Origin of the sequence: Stenotrophomonas sp. (assembly GCF_050737075.1) — a bacterium.
GTDB lineage: Bacteria > Pseudomonadota > Gammaproteobacteria > Xanthomonadales > Xanthomonadaceae > Stenotrophomonas.
In genome coordinates this window covers 1-16,167 of the sequence record NZ_JBOHXV010000099.1, presented here as the reverse complement: position 1 = coordinate 16,167, position 16,167 = coordinate 1, and the positions used below count along the sequence as shown (strand labels likewise).

13 protein-coding genes and 2 pseudogenes are annotated in these 16,167 nt (G+C 67.1%); 7 read left to right on the top strand and 8 right to left on the bottom strand.

Annotation, left to right across the window (positions count from 1 at the left end):
* Positions 1–233 precede the first annotated feature (233 nt).
* Positions 234–2,042, bottom strand: coding sequence for a DUF885 domain-containing protein (locus ACREPD_RS18520; RefSeq protein WP_431600679.1), 1,809 nt, complete (start codon positions 2,040–2,042; stop codon positions 234–236).
* A 103-nt stretch (positions 2,043–2,145) separates the two neighbouring features.
* Between ACREPD_RS18520 and ACREPD_RS18515 the strand changes: the two genes are divergently transcribed.
* Positions 2,146–2,502, top strand: coding sequence for a GFA family protein (locus ACREPD_RS18515; protein ID WP_431600678.1), 357 nt, complete (start codon positions 2,146–2,148; stop codon positions 2,500–2,502).
* Positions 2,502–3,317 carry a DUF4349 domain-containing protein gene (locus ACREPD_RS18510; RefSeq protein WP_431600677.1) on the top strand — a complete coding sequence of 272 codons (816 nt, stop codon included), beginning with the start codon at positions 2,502–2,504 and terminating at the stop codon, positions 3,315–3,317. Before ACREPD_RS18515 ends, ACREPD_RS18510 begins: the two co-directional genes overlap by 1 nt.
* Positions 3,318–3,426: 109 nt before the next feature.
* Here ACREPD_RS18510 and ACREPD_RS18505 read toward each other — a convergent pair whose 3' ends face one another.
* Both ACREPD_RS18505 and ACREPD_RS18500 read right to left on the bottom strand, forming a co-directional pair.
* Positions 3,427–3,720 carry a hypothetical protein gene (locus tag ACREPD_RS18505; protein ID WP_421570321.1) on the bottom strand — a complete coding sequence of 98 codons (294 nt, stop codon included), beginning with the start codon at positions 3,718–3,720 and terminating at the stop codon, positions 3,427–3,429.
* An 83-nt stretch (positions 3,721–3,803) separates the two neighbouring features.
* Complete coding sequence (locus ACREPD_RS18500) at positions 3,804–4,748, bottom strand: LysR substrate-binding domain-containing protein (RefSeq protein ID WP_431600676.1); 945 nt, start codon at positions 4,746–4,748, stop codon at positions 3,804–3,806.
* Between the two features lie 161 nt (positions 4,749–4,909).
* Between ACREPD_RS18500 and ACREPD_RS18495 the strand changes: the two genes are divergently transcribed.
* A complete protein-coding gene (locus ACREPD_RS18495; RefSeq protein WP_431600675.1) occupies positions 4,910–5,791 on the top strand; it encodes a DMT family transporter in 882 nt (293 codons plus the stop codon).
* 7 nt (positions 5,792–5,798) lie between these two features.
* On the opposite strand, the gene ACREPD_RS18490 is transcribed toward ACREPD_RS18495, so the two are convergent.
* Positions 5,799–6,698: a peptidylprolyl isomerase gene (locus ACREPD_RS18490; RefSeq protein ID WP_431600674.1), complete on the bottom strand. Its 900-nt coding sequence runs from the start codon at positions 6,696–6,698 to the stop codon at positions 5,799–5,801.
* A gap of 158 nt (positions 6,699–6,856) precedes the next feature.
* On the opposite strand from ACREPD_RS18490, the gene ACREPD_RS18485 reads away from it, so the two are divergent.
* From ACREPD_RS18485 to ACREPD_RS18475, 3 genes and pseudogenes are all read left to right on the top strand, one after another.
* Positions 6,857–7,222 carry a PadR family transcriptional regulator gene (locus ACREPD_RS18485; protein WP_431600673.1) on the top strand — a complete coding sequence of 122 codons (366 nt, stop codon included), beginning with the start codon at positions 6,857–6,859 and terminating at the stop codon, positions 7,220–7,222.
* Positions 7,156–7,434, top strand: a pseudogene (locus ACREPD_RS18480) (HAAS signaling domain-containing protein); the annotation flags it as partial. The gene ACREPD_RS18485 and the pseudogene ACREPD_RS18480, both read left to right, overlap by 67 nt.
* Before the next feature lie 165 nt (positions 7,435–7,599).
* A pseudogene (locus tag ACREPD_RS18475) lies at positions 7,600–8,235 on the top strand (sensor domain-containing protein); the annotation flags it as partial.
* 40 nt (positions 8,236–8,275) lie between these two features.
* Here the strand turns inward: ACREPD_RS18475 and ACREPD_RS18470 are convergent.
* A complete protein-coding gene (locus tag ACREPD_RS18470) occupies positions 8,276–9,589 on the bottom strand; it encodes a polyhydroxyalkanoate depolymerase (protein WP_421570327.1) in 1,314 nt (437 codons plus the stop codon).
* A 162-nt stretch (positions 9,590–9,751) separates the two neighbouring features.
* Positions 9,752–10,345 carry a class I SAM-dependent DNA methyltransferase gene (locus tag ACREPD_RS18465; RefSeq protein WP_431600672.1) on the bottom strand — a complete coding sequence of 198 codons (594 nt, stop codon included), beginning with the start codon at positions 10,343–10,345 and terminating at the stop codon, positions 9,752–9,754.
* 134 nt (positions 10,346–10,479) lie between these two features.
* Between ACREPD_RS18465 and ACREPD_RS18460 the strand changes: the two genes are divergently transcribed.
* Positions 10,480–10,935, top strand: a complete 456-nt coding sequence (locus ACREPD_RS18460) for a CopD family protein (protein ID WP_431600671.1) — start codon at positions 10,480–10,482, stop codon at positions 10,933–10,935.
* A gap of 147 nt (positions 10,936–11,082) precedes the next feature.
* Here ACREPD_RS18460 and ACREPD_RS18455 read toward each other — a convergent pair whose 3' ends face one another.
* Together ACREPD_RS18455 and dnaE are read right to left on the bottom strand one after the other, a co-directional pair.
* Complete coding sequence (locus ACREPD_RS18455) at positions 11,083–12,042, bottom strand: acetyl-CoA carboxylase carboxyltransferase subunit alpha (protein WP_421570330.1); 960 nt, start codon at positions 12,040–12,042, stop codon at positions 11,083–11,085.
* Between the two features lie 79 nt (positions 12,043–12,121).
* Positions 12,122–15,703, bottom strand: coding sequence for a DNA polymerase III subunit alpha (dnaE, locus tag ACREPD_RS18450; RefSeq protein ID WP_431600670.1), 3,582 nt, complete (start codon positions 15,701–15,703; stop codon positions 12,122–12,124).
* Positions 15,704–16,167 lie beyond the last annotated feature (464 nt).

Genomic DNA, 16,167 nt, shown 5'->3' with positions numbered 1-16,167 from the left:
CTCCAAAACATGGATGTTTTGGAGCAGCCTACAAGGACGTACTTGCGGCGTGTCCCGGAGCGGGGCTGCCCGACGGCCGCCCCGGCACGTAGCAACAATGCGCTGCTTTCGGCGAAACACTGGAAACAGTCGAGCAACAAAAACGGCCCGGTAATCACCGGGCCGTTTTTATTGGGTTGCCGACTACCAGTCGGCACTACCAGTCGGCACTACCAGTCGGTATTACCCACCCATCACTCGATCGGCTGGTCCAGCATCAGCTGGCGGGCGAAGCGCACCGGCGGGGCGCCGTAGGACAGCATCTGGTCGTGGTAGGCCTTCAGGTTGAACTTGTCGCCCTGCTTCGCCTGCACCGCCTTGCGCGTGTCGAAGTGCTCCTGCGCGCCCACGAAGTAGGTCGGCAGCTGCGCCGACGTCAGCTGCGCGCGTACCCACTTGCCCGAGGCTTCGCTTTCCTGCTGGAAGGCGTCGTGGGTCATCAGGTGCATCGCCTGCTCGCGCGTCCAGTTGTCCACGTGCACGCCCTGGTCCAGGATCGCGTTGGAGATGGTGCGCAGGTAGAACTTCAGCTGCACCAGATGGAACAGCGGGTCGTTATCCAGGTAGCCCTGTTCCTGCATCATCCGCTCGGTGTAGACCGCCCAGCCTTCGGCGAACAGGCCCGAACGCAGCACCGCGCGCAGCGTGGAGGGGAACTTGCCCGAGTGCCAGCCTTCCAGGTAATGGCCCGGCGTGCCTTCGTGGATGCTCAGCAGGTGGATCATGCGGCTGTTGTATTCGCGCAGGAACGAATCGACCTGCTTGTCGGTCCAGTCGTCCGGGATCGGCGAAACCGCGTAGAAGGTCTTCAGGTTCTTGTCCAGCGGACCCGGCGAATCACAGTAGGCCACGGCGACGCCGCGCTGGAATTCCGGCATCAGGATGATGTCCACCGGCGAATCGGGCAGGGTCATCAGGTCGTGCTTGCGCACGAACTCGGTGGACTGGGCCAGCGCCGCCTTGGCGTCGTCGACCACCTTGTCGCGCGCCGGCTTGTCGGCGTACGCCAGTTCAAGCGCGGCTTCGATCGCGGCCTGCTGCTGCTCGTCGGTCGGGTTGGCCGGCAGCGCCGGCGCGCCCGGCTTGTCCTTGAGCACGGTCTGCGCGATGCCATACATGTCCTGGCGCACGCGGGTGAGTTCGGCGCGGGCGCGTTCGCCGATCTCGGCGCGCGACAGCGAGGAATTCAGTGCGAACTTCAGCTTCTGGTCGTACAGCTCGGCGCCGATGCGGAAATCACCCTTGGCGTTGGGCACCAGGGTCTTGTCCAGCCAGGTCTGCTGTTCGTCCACGGCCTTCTTCAGGCCGTCGATGGCGGCCTGCAGGCGCTTGCCGTCCTCGGCCGGCAGCTCGCCGATGTGCGGGGTGATGAAGGTATCGACGATGCTGAGGATGCCCTTGTTCTGCTTGGCCACGGTCTCGGCATGGATCTTCGGCACGCGTGCCGGGTCCAGGTTCTCGCGGGCCTGGGCGAAGATCTGCGGCAGCTTCTCCATGCGCGCGGTGGCCGACTTCAGGCGATCGGGCAGCGGCGCGAACTCACGGGCCATCAGGCCGTACAGCGCGCTGCCGGCGGTGCCGTTGTAGATCTGCGGGTCCCACTTGGACGCCTGCAGCACTTCCGCGTTCCAGATCTCGGACTGCAACTGGTTGCGCAGGATCGCCGCGTCCACCTGGTTCTCGCGCGAGAGCTTGCCCACCTCGACCTTGTCCAGGTCGGCGAGCAGGCCCTTGTAGGCGGTCAGCATCTTCTGCTGGCCGGCCGCGCTGAGGTCATCGATCTCGCTGTCGTAGCGGTGGTCGCCGATCTGGGTGGCGCTGATCGGCGAGAGCTGCATCCAGGTGTCCAGGGCGCGCTTGGACAGGTCGGCGAAGGCGGCATCCACCGCCGCATCGGCGGCCGGTGCGGTGGCCGAGGTGCCGGCCGGGGCGGTGGGGGCGTCGGCCTGCTGGCAGCCACCCAGGGCGGCGATCAGGGCGAGGGCGAGAAGATGCTGGCGCATCGGCGATCCTGTGCTGTGGACAATCGCCCAGCATAGGCGGCGCGGCCGGGGTTCCGCCCGTGCCATTGGATTACCATGGCGCTTTCCCACCGGGAGGTGTGCCATGCAGTACGAAGGGAGCTGCCATTGCGGGCAGATTGCGTTCGTGGTCCAGGCTGAGGCGCCCATCTCCGAGGTGGTGGATTGCAATTGTTCGCTGTGCCGGCGGCGCGGCGGGCTGCTCTGGTTCGGCCCGCGTGCGGCGCTGACCCTGAATACAGACCCGGCCGCGGTCGCCACCTACCAGTTCAACAAGCACCACCTGCAGCACCATTACTGCCGCGACTGCGGCATTGCCCCGTTCAGCGAGGGTGTCGACCCGCGCAGCGGGCAGGCGATGGTGGCGGTGAATGTGCGCTGCCTGCCGGCGCTGGACCTGGCAGGACTCAAGATCAACTTCTTCGATGGAGCAAGCATGTGATGACAGGGATGCAGTGGCAGCGCAAGGCTGCCTGGGCAGGGATGCTGCTGGTGTTGGCCTTGGCCGGCTGCAGCAAGAAGGAACAGGAACGCCTGGCCAGTGGCGCGCCTGCGGGCGCGGTGGCGTCGCCGGAGGGCGCTTCGCTCGCCTACGAGCATGAGGTGGACATCCAGCTGGACGCCGCGCAGATCGGGCCGCGGGTGAAGCAGATCAGCGACGCCTGCCAGTCCAGCCAGTTCGGCGACTGCGCGGTGCTGCAGGTGGGGCAGCAGGGCGGTGAGTATCCCTCCGGATCGATCCGGGTGCGGATCGCGCCCAAGGGCGTGGAGCCGCTGATCGGACTGGCCGGCAAGGGCGGCGATGTCGCCTCGCGCAACACCCAGGCGGAAGACCTTGCCCAGCAGGTGGCCGATACCGCACTGACCAAGGCGCGGCTGCAGAAGGAACACGAGCGCCTGCTGTCCTACCAGGACGACAAGAACATCAAGATCGCGGACCTGCTGGTGATCACGCAGCGCCTGTCGGAGATCGAGGCAGGGCTGGAGCAGGCCAACAAGGAGGCCGCCAACCAGCGCCGTCGCATCGATACGCAGCTGCTCACGTTGCGCTTCCAGACGCCGTCGGGCCAGCGCAGCCGCAGCGAGATCGGCGAGGCGGTCAGCGAGTTCGGGGCGACGCTCACCACCAGTGTGGCGTTCGTCATCCGCGCGGTCGCCGCATTGCTGCCGGTGGTGTTGGTGGCGTGGCTGTTCGGGTGGATCGGGTTGAAGCTGTGGCGGCGCCGTGGGCGCGCGCGGGCACAAGCACGCGGGTGAAGCGTATAGACCAACGGTCGATACCTACCGCATTGGCGCCGCCATGGGGCGCGCCACACGGGTAACGCACGACCGTTGGTCGTGCGCCCCTGCTGCGCCTCCGAAAACCTCAGCCTTCGTCGGTTTCGTATTCGACGAACACATCCAGCTCCAGTGCAAGTTCCTGCACCGCATCGCGCACCTTCTGCGCGGTGTTCTCATTGCCGACCTCGACTTCCAGTTCATGGATGCCCGGCCCGATATCGTCGGACAAGCCGGCGGAGCTGGAATCATCGTCGTCCATATGCGGCATCAGGTCGTCGGTTTCCTCGACGTGCTCGATCCCCTCGATGCTCTGGAGCAGGTCGCTGATGGCACGCGCGTTGTCCTCGCTGCCGGTGATCCTGAGTCGCAACATGGCCATGGAAGGGTCTCGCGGGGAAGGGGACTTCCACCCTAACGGTGCGCCGGACAAAACCGGGTGAATGTCCCACAGGTGCCGGTAGCTCACGACCGTTGGTCGTGAGGCCGGTTGAGCAGCTCATCCGGCAACGCCGGCACCGGCGTGCGTTCGTCCTGCGCCTCGCGCTTGAGCCAGTCCATGAACGCCAGCGCGGTCGGGCTGAGCGGGCGGTGCTCGGGATGCACGACGTAGTAGGCGTAGCGCGCCTTGAGCGCGGGCCCCGGCAGGCGCACCAGTTCGTAGCGCTGCAGGTAGGGCTGGGCGATGTGCTTGCGCGCCAGTACCGCGCCGATGCCATACACCGCCGCGCGCATGGCGTCGGTGCTGTCGCTGAAGATGTGCTGCGCCGGCAGGTCCAGCCCGCGCACGCCGGCGGCGCGGAACCAGTCGCGCCAGCCCTGTGGCGACATGTCGCTGATCAGCGGCAGCGTCGCGATCTGCGCCGGCTCGCGCAGTGCCGACAGCCCGGGCAGGGCGGGCGAGGCGACCGGGCACAGTTCGTCATCCATCAGGTGGTGCGCGGCGAGCCCCGGCCACTGCCCCAGGCCGTAGCGGATGCCGAGTTCGGGGCCGTTCTCGTCGAAGCGCACCAGTTCGCTGCTGGTCTGCAGTTCGATGCGCATGCGCGGGTGCAGGCGGCTGAAGCGCGGCAGCCGCGGTACCAGCCAGCAGTAGGACAGCGAACGCAGGGTGGTGACCCGCAACGGCACGATGTCCGCCTGGGGATGCAGGTTGCCGGCCACCGCGTTGAGGTCGCTCAGCGCCGCCGCCGCGGCGTCGGCCAGCTGCCGCCCCTCGGCGGTCAGCCGCACCCCGCGCGCCTGGCGCTGGAACAGCACGGTGCCGAGCAGCTCCTCCAGCCGCCGCACATGGTGGCTCACCGCGCTCGCGGTCAGGTGCAGCTCCTGGGCGGCATGGGCGAAGTTCTGGTGGCGCGCGGCAACCGCGAACACCCCCAGTGCGGGCAGCAGGGCAGGGCGCAGGATCATCGGCAAGACCCAAATCATATTTGTGGCTGGCATGGATACTACGCGCTTGTGGGGCGTGCGCGGCAGGCGGATGCTGTGTCCCTGATTCCCGGAGCCCTGCCCATGCTGCTGTTGCCGTTGCCTTCCCCGCGAGCCTGCCAACGCGCCGCCGGGGGTCGCCCGTGAGCGGCGCACCCGTGGCCGCCGGGGCGGTCGAACGCGACTGGCGCACGCCGCTGGAGCTGACCCTGCTGGGCGCGATCTGGGGCTGCTCGTTCCTGTTCATGCGGGTGGCGGTGCCGTCGTTCGGCCCGTATGCGCTGGTCGAGGTGCGCCTGTTGCTCGGCGCGCTGGTGCTGCTGCCGTTTCTGTGGAAGGCGCGCGCGCAGTTCCCGGCCCGCCGCTGGCGGTGGCTGGTGCCGATCGGCCTGATCAACTCGGCCATTCCCTTCGTGTTGTTTGCGTGGGCCGCGCAGCGCGCACCGGCCGCCATCGGCGCGATCTGCAACGCCATGACGGTGCTGTTCGCGGCGTTGATCGCCTTCCTGTTCTTCGGCGAAAAGATCGGCATGCGCCGCGCCATCGCGCTGCTGGTCGGTTTTGCCGGGGTGGTGGTGCTGGCCACGGCCAAGGTGTCCGGGCTGAGCATCGGCGCGGCGGTGATCGCCGGTTCGCTGGCGGCGTTGCTGTACGGCCTGGGCGTGAACCTGGTGAAGCGGCACATGACCGGGCTGCCGCCGGCCGCCTCCGCAGGCGCCACGCTGGGTAGCGCCGCGCTGCTGATGCTGCCGCTGGCGCTGACCCACTGGCCCAGTGCGCCGATTCCGACGCTGTCCTGGGCCTGTGCCATCGCACTGGGCGTGGTCTGTACCGGCTTCGCCTTCCTGATGTTCTACCGCCTCATCGCACGCATCGGCCCGGCCCGCGCCTCCACGGTGACCTACCTTGTGCCGATGTTCGGCGCGCTGTTCGCCTGGCTGTTCCTGGACGAGCCGGTGACGCTGGCGATGGTGATCGCCGGCGCCTTGATCCTGGGCAGCGTCGCCGCCAGCCAGAAGCGCTGAGCGCCGGTTACCGCACCGGCACCGGAATGTTGCACAGGTCGATGTGGCCGGCGGCGCGCTTGTAGAAATCATCCACGCGGTTGCGGCGTGCTTCGACCGTGTCGGCGAACGTCTTCGAATCGGTGCGCAGCACCTGCAGGGTCGGCCGCTGCGCTTCCGGCAGGTCGCTCACGCGCTGGATGGAGCGGATGGCCGTGCGCTGGCCCGGGTCGGCATAGAAGCCCATCGGCGCCGGCCCGCGCGGCAGCGCGCTGAGCAGTTCCATGCCCTTGAGCACGCGGCCCACCACGGTGATGTTGCGGTCCAGCTGGCGCGGCGACTGGCCGGTCACCACATACAGTTCGGCACCGATGCTGCTGTCTTCCTCGTTGTTGCGGCCTGCGCCCAACGCGCCGTAGCAATGCGCCAGCCAGGTCTTGCCGTCCTTGCTGTCCTGACCCACCGCGAAGCCATCGACGAAGCCGGTGCGCTCGGCCCAGCCGTCGCGGTCGGGCAGCAGGGTGACAGCCAGCCCCTTGCTGTCGCGCTGGAACTCGGCCGGCAGTTTGCGCTTGGCCGAGCCCAGCGGCTTGGCCTTGGCCGCATCGTCGGCATCGGCGTCGCCGAACTGCACCACGAAGTTGTCCTGCGCGCGGTAGATGCTTTCGCCATCCCAGAAGTGCTCATGGGCCAGCGTCTGGATGTTGGCCACGTGCTGCGGCGCGAAGGCGGGCGCCAGCTCGATCACCACCTGGCCGGCGTCCAGGTTCATCAGCAGCAGGTTGGCCGGGTCCGACGTGCGCCAGTCGTTGGCAGGCGAGGCCTCCAGGATCTGCTGCGCGCTGCGGTAGGGCGTGGCCGCCGTGGCAAGGCCCGGGAGCAGGCAGGCGAGGGCAAGCGCGAGCAGGGCAGGACGGCGTGGCGACATGGTGGACCCCTTGTTGGTAGACCTCCGATTCTGCGCGATGCCTGCCTCCGGCCGCCAGCAGCCGGTTCAGGCCCCTGTCCGCCGGCAGGGTGACTAACGGCACGTTCGCTATAGCTGACTTCACACTAGTGTTGACTCCACGCTAGCTGGAGAAGGTCATGAGCGATCACGAGGCCCACCTGAAGAAGTTCCAGAAGGAGCTCAGCGCCGGCACGGTGTCGCTGGCGCTGCTGGCGGTGCTGGCCAAGGCCGGGGAGCCGCTGTACGGCTACCTGATCGCCAAGGAGCTGGAGCGGGTCGGGGAGGGCGTGCTGAGCGGCAAGCAGAGCGCGCTGTACCCGGTGCTGCGCAACCTGGAAGGGGCCGGGTTGCTGGAGAGCCATATCGAGCCGTCGGTGGCCGGGCCACCGCGACGCTACTACCGCATCAACGACCGTGGTCGGGAGGTACTGGAGCAATGGACCCAGGCCTGGCGCGCCACCCGCGATTCCGTCGATTCCGTGTTGGAGGGGGTACTGCAATGAACGACCAGAGCATGTCAGGCGCGAGCCTGCCGACCACCATCGGGCAGTACCTGGCCCAGCTGCGCGCGGCGCTGCACGATGCCGATCCGGCCATGGTGCAGGACGCGCTGTACGACGCCGAGGAATACCTGCGCTCGGAACTCGCCGCGCAACCGGGCCGCAGCGAGGCCGAGGTGATCGCCGACGTTGCCGGCAGCTACGGCGCGCCGGAGGAAGTGGCCGAGATCTATCGCGAGACCGAGATCACCGTGAACCGCGCGCTGCGCACGCCCAGTGCCAGCGTGCGGCCGATTGCACGGGTGGTGCCGGCACAGGTGGCGCCGGGGGCAGCGGCCGCGAGCGCTGCCATGGGCGGGGAAGCACCGCCTGCCGATCGTATGCCGCCGCCGCCGCGTTCGGCGCTGGGGCGCTTCTTCGGCGTCGCCTTGGAGCCGCGCACCTACGGCGCGCTGTTCTACATGCTGCTGTCGCTGGCGACCGGCATTTTCTTCTTTACCTGGGTGATCACCGGGTTGTCGCTGTCGCTGGGGTTGCTGATCCTGATCATCGGCATTCCGCTCACGGTGCTGTTCTTCGGTTCGGTGCGCGGCCTTGCGTTGCTGGAAGGGCGGCTGGTGGAAGTGCTGCTGGGCGAGCGCATGCCGCGCCGGCCACGCTATGCCGACCGCAGCCGCAGCTGGCTGCAGCGGATCGGGGACATGTTCACCGACGGGCGCACCTGGCTGACGATGCTGTATTTCATGCTGATGCTGCCGCTGGGCATCATCTACTTCACCATCGCAGTGACGCTGCTCACGGTGTCGCTGGTCTTCATCTGGGCACCGGTGGCCTCGATGTTCGCGCTGGGCGCGCCGAGCCTTTATTTCGAGAGCGAACTGGTGGTACTGCCGCTGTGGGCGACCCCGGCGCTGGCCGTACTGGGTGTGGTGCTCCTGTTCTGCACCATGCACCTGGCGCGCGTCATCGGCCACCTGCACGGGCAGATGGCGAAACACCTGCTGGTGCGGTTGTAGGTATTGGAGGTGACGACCAACGGTCGTCACCTACCGGTCGTCAACCCGCTTTCTTTCTGATCGGCGTGACGTTGCTCGCGGCCTTGGCCGCCTTCTTCGGCTTCACCGCCGCCTGTGCGTTGGCGGCGAAGAAATCGCGCACCTTCGGGTACACGGTTTCGCGCCAGCGGCGGCCGCTGAAGATGCCGTAGTGGCCGGCGCCTTCGACGATGAAATGCTCGCGGCGTTCGGCCGGAATACCGGTGCACAGTTCCTGCGCGGCCTCGGTCTGGCCCAGGCCGGCGATGTCGTCCAGCTCGCCCTCGATGCTCAGCAGCGCGGTGCCGGTGATCGCACCCGGGTCCACGCGCTCGCCCTGCACGTACCACTCACCGCGCGGCAGCAGGAAGTCCTGGAACACCACCTGGATGGTGTCCAGGTAGTAACGCGCGGGCATGTCCAGCACGGCGTTGTATTCGTCGTAGAAACGGCGGTGCGCGTCGGCGTCTTCCATGTCGCCCTTCACCAGGTCGGCGTAGAAGTCCCAGTGCGAACTGAAGTGACGGCTGGGATTCATCGACAGGAACCCGGCGTGCTGCAGGAAGCCTGGATACACGCGCCGGCCCGCGCCCGGATAGCCCGGCGGAACGGTGTGGATCACGTTGTTCTCGAACCACGAGAGCGGGTTCTGCGTGGCGAGGTTGTTCACCGCAGTCGGGCTGCAGCGCGCATCGATCGGCCCGCCCATCATCACCAGCGAACGCGGCGTGGTTTCACCGCGGCTGGCCATCAGCGAAACAGCGGCCAGCACCGGCACGGTCGGCTGGCAGACGCTGACCACGTGCAGTTTCTCCGCGCCGAGGTGGCGGATGAATTCCTGCACGTAGGCGATGTAGTCGTCCAGCCCGAAGTCGCCGTCACTGCCCGGCACCATGCGCGCGTCGACCCAGTCGGTGACGTACACGCGGTGGTCGCGCAGCAGGGTGCGCACGGTATCGCGCAGCAGGGTGGCGTGGTGCCCGGACAGCGGCGCCACCACCAGCACGAACGGCTGGTTGAGCATGGTGTTGAGCTGGTCGGCTTCGTTGCTGTGGCGCTTGAAGCGCAGCAGCTTGCAGAACGGCTTGCTCACCTCTTCGTGCACGACAATCGGCACGCGCTCGCCATCGACCTCGATTTCGTTGATGCCCCACTCGGGCTTCTCGTAATCCTTGCCGATGCGATGGAACAGCTCGTTGACCGCCGCCAGGCGCTCGGCGCCGGGCATCTGCGACCACCAGTGGCCCTGGTTGGCGAAGAACTTTGCGTTGGCCTGGGCCTGGTGCACCCACGGGGCGAGCATGTTGCGGGTCAACTCATGCAGTTGATAGAGCATGGCGTCCGAATATGTATGGTCTTATGTTGCCGCGCAGCATACTCCACCCCGGCCGAAAGCGCCTTAATGGGCACATTGTCGCAGCGAGGCCTGAGATGGTAGATGCACGCCCTGCGTGGCTACCTTCCCATCGGGCACCGCGAAGCCACGCAGGGCGTGGCTCTACCGCCCGCGTTCAAGGGCGGCGGCGTGGCCCGCCAGCGCCGGCGACAGCCAGCAGTGCGAGCCCAGGGCGGTGAAGCCTTCGGCGGTCAGTTGGCGGCGGTACCAGGCCGCTGGGCGGGCCTGGAAGCCTTCGTGGTCGCCCTCGAACTCGTCCTCGGCGGTGAACGCCTCCAGGAACGCGACGCCCACGGTGAGCTCGGCGAAGCCGGCCAGCGCCGGGCGCAGCTCGCGGGTGGGCACGTAGTGCATCACGTCCGAGCAGACCAGCAGGTCGACCGGCGCGCACGGGCGCAGCCAGGCGAAATCACCGACGCGCGCCGGATGCAGGTTGCGGCTGCGGCCGTAGCGCTGCACGGCGTAGTCGCTGCTGTCGAAGCCCATGTACTGCACGCGCGGGCGCAGCTTGAGCAGCGGTGCGCGCCATGCGCCTTCACCGGCGCCGATGTCGAGCACGCTGCGGATCGGGCGTTCCAGGTAGTACTCGGCGCTGGCCACGGCCAGGGCGACCTTGCGTGCCAGGCGCGCGGCGCCGCCGGTCTGGTCGGGCTGGTACCAGCGCTGGAAGTAGGCCTGGTCGTAGGTTTTTGGCATGGAAGAGGTCGGCAAGGCGCGCGGGGCGTACATGGTAGCCCCGCTGCGTCAAACCGTCGCGCCTGCGCGCATGCGCGCAGGAGGCGAATCGGACAGAATGAACGACATTCCACGCCAGCCGCCGGAGCACGCGCATGCAGTCCTACTACTGGGTCAAGACCTTCCACCTGTTGTTCGTGGTGGCGTGGATGGCGGCGGTGTTCTACCTGCCGCGGATCCTGGTCAACCTGAGCGAGACCGCCGGCCAGCTGCCGGTGACCGAGCGCCTGCAGCTGATGGGCCTGCGTCTCTACAAGTTCGGCCACATGATGTTCGGCTTCGCGCTGATCCTGGGCCTGGTGCTGTGGCTGGGCTACCGGGTGATTCCGGACTTCCCGACCATGGTGGCGCCCGGCGCGGCCGGCTGGCTGCACGCCAAGCTGGGGCTGGTGGTGCTGCTGCTGGTGTACTACTCGTGGACCGGGCGGCTGCTCAAGGGCGCGGTGAAGGGCAAGGTGTTGCCGTCCTCGCGCGCGCTGCGCTGGTTCAATGAGCTGCCGCTGGTGTTGTTCATTGGCGTGGTATGGCTGGTGTTGGCCAAGCCGTTCTGAGCGGTTTGGGGCCGCGTTGACACGCATGGCGTGTCACTACGGATCGCATACCGGCGTAGGGACACGCCATGCGTGTCCAGCGCGATGCTGAAGACCAAAAAAACCGGGCCTTGGCCCGGTTTTTTCGTTGCAACACGCCGTGGCCGATCAGGCCGCTTCGTACGCGCCGTAGCTGCGCAGACGCTCGTAGCGCTTCTGCAGCAGCTCTTCGGTGGAGAGCTTTTCCAACGCGTCCAGCTCGTTCAGCAGCACGGCCTTCAGGCGCTTGGCCATCTGGCTCGGGTTGCGGTGGGCGCCGCCGGTGGGCTCGCGCACCATCTTGTCGATCAGGCCCAGGCTCTTCAGGCGCGGGGCGGTCATGCCCAGCTGCTCGGCCGCGTCCTTGGCCTTGCCTGCGTCCTTCCACAGGATCGAGGCGCAGCCTTCCGGGGTAATGGTGGAGTACACGCTGTATTCCAGCATCACGGTACGGTCGCCGACGCCCAGCGCGAGCGCGCCACCGGAGCCGCCTTCGCCGATCACGGTGCAGATCACCGGCACCTTCAGTTCGGCCATTTCCAGCAGGTTGCGCGCGATCGCTTCGGACTGGCCGCGCGACTCGGCGTCGATGCCCGGCCAGGCGCCGGCGGTGTCGATCAGGGTCAGCACCGGCAGGCCGAAGCGTTCGGCCATCTTCATCAGGCGCAGCGCCTTGCGGTAGCCCTCCGGCTTGGGCATGCCGAAGTTGCGCTTGATCTTTTCCTTGGTGTCGCGGCCCTTCTGATGGCCGATCAGCATCACCGAGCGGCCGCCGATGCGGGCCAGGCCGCCCATGATGGCCTTGTCGTCGGCAAAGGCGCGGTCGCCGGCCAGTTCCTGGAACTCATCGCAGAAGATGCGGATGTAGTCGGCGGTGTACGGGCGCGAAGGATGCCGGGCCAGCTGCAGCACCTGCCACGAGGTCAGGTTGCGGAAGATCTGCGCGGTGCGCATCCGCAGCTTGTCCTGCAGGGTGCGCACTTCGGCCTCGACATTGACCGCCGGGCCGGCGCTTGCGCTGCGCAGCTCCTGGATCTTTGCCTCCAGATCAGCGATGGGTTGCTCGAAGTCGAGGTAGTTCGGATTCATCGGAAGCCGTCGTGAAGAAAAGAGGGAAAGTGTAGCCGAATGCGTCGAAATGCCCCGTACGCCGTCGTCTGGTCGGGGCCTAATTCGCCCATGGCGGGCTGTACCGGACTTTGAGCGTCCGCACCGCCGGGTCTGCCCGCAGCGCGTCCACCAGCTGGCTGTCCACCCGCACGGCCACGTCGCCGGCCACGTCCAGCATGCCGGCCACGGGCCCTTGCCCGGTGCCCAGCAGCAGGTCCAGGCGAAGCGGGGTGCGGCCCGGGCGGTGACGGTCGAGCAGGGCGTTGACCCGCGCCCACACCGGGTCGCCCTGGCGCAGGTCGAGGCGCAGCGACAGACGGGTGGCGTAATTGGCGCAGATTTCCTCGAAGTCCCAGACCTGGCGGATGCGCAGGGCATAGCCGCCATTGAACTCGTCCTCGCGCAGCCCGCCCTTGACCACCAGGATGCGGTCCTTGGTCATCAGGTGGCCGAATTCGGCCAGGCCGTCGGTGAACGCGCTGCATTCGACCCGGCCCTTGCCGTCTTCCAGCTGCATGAAGACCTGGCTTTCGCCCTTGCGGCGCACGCCCACCACCAGGCCGGCCAGGATCACCGGGGTCTCCTGGCGCCAGGCGCGCTTCTCGCCGTCCTTGCTCGGACGGGCAGGGGGAATGAGTTTCTCCAGCATGCCCAGGTCGGTGCCGACCAGTTCCTTGACGTCGTCGGCATGCGGATCGAACGGGTGGCCGCTGAGATAGAAGCCCAGCGTCTCGCGCTCGCCGTCCAGCAACTGGCCCAGCGCCCATTCCTTGGCCTCGGGCAGGTCCAGCTGCAGGGCGGTGCTGACCGGATCGGGCGCGCCGAACAGCGAGTTCTGGCCGGAGGCCTTCTCGCGCGACATCTGGTCGGTGGCCTTGAGCACTTCGGGCAGCTGCAGCATGAGCGAGGCGCGGTTCTTGCCCAGCCCATCGAGCGCGCCGCAGTTGATCATGGCTTCGAGCGTGCGCCGGTTGAGCTTGCCCGACTCGATGCGCATGCAGAAATCCAGCAGCGAGGCGTAGCGGCCCTTGGCCAGGCGCTCGTCCACCACCGCCTCGCAAGCACCCTGGCCGACGCCCTTGATGGCGCCCAGGCCGTACTGGATGGTGTCGGCGCTGGAGGCCTCGAACATGTACGCCGATTCGTTCACGCGCGGCGGCAGCACGGTCAGGCCAAGGTTGCGCACCTCGGCCAGGAAGCCGACCACCTTGTCGGTGTTGTCCATGTCCGACGACAGCGTGGCCGCCATGAACTCGGCCGGATAATGGCGCTTGAGCCAGGCGGTCTGGTAGCTGACCAGCGCATACGCGGCGGCGTGCGACTTGTTGAAGCCGTAGCCGGCGAACTTCTCCATGAGGTCGAAGATCTCGTCGGCCTTGGGGCCGTCCACGCCGCCTTTGGCGGCACCTTCGCGGAAGATTTCGCGGTGCTTGGCCATTTCGGCCGGCACCTTCTTGCCCATCGCACGGCGCAGCAGGTCGGCGCCGCCGAGCGAGTAACCGCCCACGATCTGCGCCATCTGCATCACCTGCTCCTGGTACACCATGATGCCGTAGGTGTCTTTCAGGATCGCTTCGGTGCGCTTGTCGGGATAGATGATTTCTTCCTGGCCGTGCTTACGCGCGTTGAAGGAAGGAATCAGGTCCATCGGGCCGGGACGATACAGCGACACCAGCGCGATGAGATCTTCGAAACGGTCGGGGCGCGCGTCCTTCAGCAGGCGACGCATGCCCGAGGATTCGAACTGGAACACGGCGCCCGTGTTGCCGTTGGCGAAGATGTCCTTGTAGGTGGGGGCATCGTCGAGCGGCAGCGCGGTGATGTCGACCGGCGGAATGCCGGCGCGGGCGTGGCGCTTGTTGATCGCCTTGACCGCCCAGTCGATGATCGTCAGCGTGCGCAGGCCGAGGAAGTCGAACTTCACCAGGCCGATTTCTTCGACGTCGTTCTTGTCGAACTGGGTGACCGGGTTGCGGCCGCGGCCGCCTTCATCGTGTTCGGCGAACAGCGGGCAGAACTCGGCCAGCGGCTCGGGCGCGATCACCACGCCACCGGCATGCTTGCCGGCGTTGCGGGTGAGATCCTCGAGCTGGCGCGCCAGGTCGATCAGGTCGCGCACATCGTCTTCGTTCTGGTAGCGCTGGATCAGCTCCGGCGATGCCATTTCCGAATCCTTGCCTTCGCCCATCGCGTCCTTGAGCGAGATGCCCAGGATGTTGGGAATCAGCTTGGACACGCCATCGACCAGGCCATACGGGAAACCGAGCACGCGCCCGGAGTCGCGCACGACGGCCTTGGCGGCCATGGTGCCGTAGGTGATGATCTGGCTGACGCGTTCGCGGCCGTACTTGCGCGCGACGTAGTCGATGACTTCGTCGCGGCGGTCCATGCAGAAGTCGATGTCGAAGTCGGGCATCGACACGCGTTCGGGGTTGAGGAACCGCTCGAACAGCAGGTTGTACGGGATGGGGTCCAGATCGGTGATCTGCAGCGCCCACGCCACCAGCGAACCGGCACCCGAACCACGGCCGGGGCCGATCGGGATGCCCTGGTGTTTGCCCCACTGGATGAAGTCGGCCACGATCAGGAAGTAGCCGGGGAAGCCCATCTTGATGATGGTGGCCAGCTCGAATTCCAGGCGCTCGAAGTAATCGGCGCGGGTCTTGCCTTCGGCCAGCGGATTCTTTTCCAGCCGCGCTTCCAGGCCCTTGCGCGATTCGCTGCAGATCCAGCTGTCCAGCGTTTCGTTTTCCGGCACCGGATAGTTGGGCAGGAAGTAGGTGCCCAGCCGCATTTCGATGTTGCAGCGCTCGGCGAGCGCCAGCGTGTTGTCGATGGCGTCGGGAATATCGGCGAACAGCGCGCACATCTCTTCGGGCGACTTCAGGTACTGCTGCTCGCTGTAGTCGCGCGGGCGCTTGGGATCATCCAGCACGCGGCCGGAGGAAATGCACACGCGCGCTTCGTGGGCGCTGAAATCATCCGGGCGCAGGAAACGCACGTCGTTGCTGGCCACCACCGGCAGGCCACGCTGTCCGGCGGCCACAAGCGCAAACTGGTTGAAGGCCTCTTCGCCCTCACGACCGGTACGGGTCAGCTCCAGGTGCAGGCCATCGCCGAACACGCGCTGCCAGTCGGCGAGCTGCTGCTCGGCCAGATCATGCCGGCCTTCGCCGGCCAGGCGGCCGGCCAGGCTGTCGCGGCCGGCCAACGCAAACAGGTTGTGGCAGCCCGCTTTGAGCCAGTCGGGGTGCACGGCCACGCCGCCCTCGGGGCGGTGGCCTTCCATCCAGGCGCGGGTGAGCAGGCGCGACAGGCTGAGATAGCCTTCGCGGTCGCGGCACAGCAGGGTCATGCGCCAGGGGGTCATGCCCTCTTCGGCGATCATGATGTCGGCACCGGCGATCGGCTTGATGCCGACGGTTTCAGCGGCCTTGTAGAACTTGACCAGCGCGAACAGGTTGTTCAGGTCGGTAACTGCCAGCGCGGGCAGCTTCAGTTCGACGGCGCGGCTGAGCAGGTTGGCCTGCTTGGCCTTTTTCGGGTCAGCCTGATCCGGTTTCGCCGGGACACGGATGGTCGAATCCGCCAGCGAAAACTCGGTGTGGACGTGCAGATGTACGAATCGGGAAGTGGACATGCCGGACCAATGTAATGCCCGGTCAGGGTAGCCGCGCGGGCCAACCCGAACAAGGCTTGACATCAAGTGCCTGCGGCCCGTGATGTCCGAGCATTCACCCTTAACCCCGCGCCGTTGGCGCGCCCCCTTCAACAAGAAGGGGGCTCTATTCCGCCAGGCTTAACGTGGCTCGACTCGCACCCGGTAACCAATGCCCTCGAACCGCTGGCGCTTTTGCCTTGGCTATGGCCACCGGCCAGCTGTCGAAGGTGGGTCGGGGTGGGTTTGCGGGACCGCAGAAAACATGGATGTTTTCTACGAGCCCCCAAGGACGGGTTCACGGCGTGTCCCGCAAACCCGCACCGTCCCGCCAAATCCAGGAAACCGCTGGCAAAGGGCTGTTCGCCTTGATCCAACAGCAGCCGGGCAGAGCCCGGCGCTACGCGGTGGGGCGGCCAGCCGGGCAGAGCCCGGCGCTACGCGGT

Coding starts and splice junctions, on each gene's coding strand:
- ACREPD_RS18510 (WP_431600677.1), top strand. CDS start 2,502: ATGACAGGGATGCAGTGGCAGCGCAAGGCTGCCTGGGCAGGGATGCTG.
- ACREPD_RS18515 (WP_431600678.1), top strand. CDS start 2,146: ATGCAGTACGAAGGGAGCTGCCATTGCGGGCAGATTGCGTTCGTGGTC.
- ACREPD_RS18470 (WP_421570327.1), bottom strand. CDS start 9,589: ATGCTCTATCAACTGCATGAGTTGACCCGCAACATGCTCGCCCCGTGG.
- ACREPD_RS18500 (WP_431600676.1), bottom strand. CDS start 4,748: ATGATCCTGCGCCCTGCCCTGCTGCCCGCACTGGGGGTGTTCGCGGTT.
- ACREPD_RS18455 (WP_421570330.1), bottom strand. CDS start 12,042: ATGAATCCGAACTACCTCGACTTCGAGCAACCCATCGCTGATCTGGAG.
- dnaE (WP_431600670.1), bottom strand. CDS start 15,703: ATGTCCACTTCCCGATTCGTACATCTGCACGTCCACACCGAGTTTTCG.
- ACREPD_RS18485 (WP_431600673.1), top strand. CDS start 6,857: ATGAGCGATCACGAGGCCCACCTGAAGAAGTTCCAGAAGGAGCTCAGC.
- ACREPD_RS18465 (WP_431600672.1), bottom strand. CDS start 10,345: ATGCCAAAAACCTACGACCAGGCCTACTTCCAGCGCTGGTACCAGCCC.
- ACREPD_RS18490 (WP_431600674.1), bottom strand. CDS start 6,698: ATGTCGCCACGCCGTCCTGCCCTGCTCGCGCTTGCCCTCGCCTGCCTG.
- ACREPD_RS18505 (WP_421570321.1), bottom strand. CDS start 3,720: ATGGCCATGTTGCGACTCAGGATCACCGGCAGCGAGGACAACGCGCGT.
- ACREPD_RS18460 (WP_431600671.1), top strand. CDS start 10,480: ATGCAGTCCTACTACTGGGTCAAGACCTTCCACCTGTTGTTCGTGGTG.
- ACREPD_RS18520 (WP_431600679.1), bottom strand. CDS start 2,042: ATGCGCCAGCATCTTCTCGCCCTCGCCCTGATCGCCGCCCTGGGTGGC.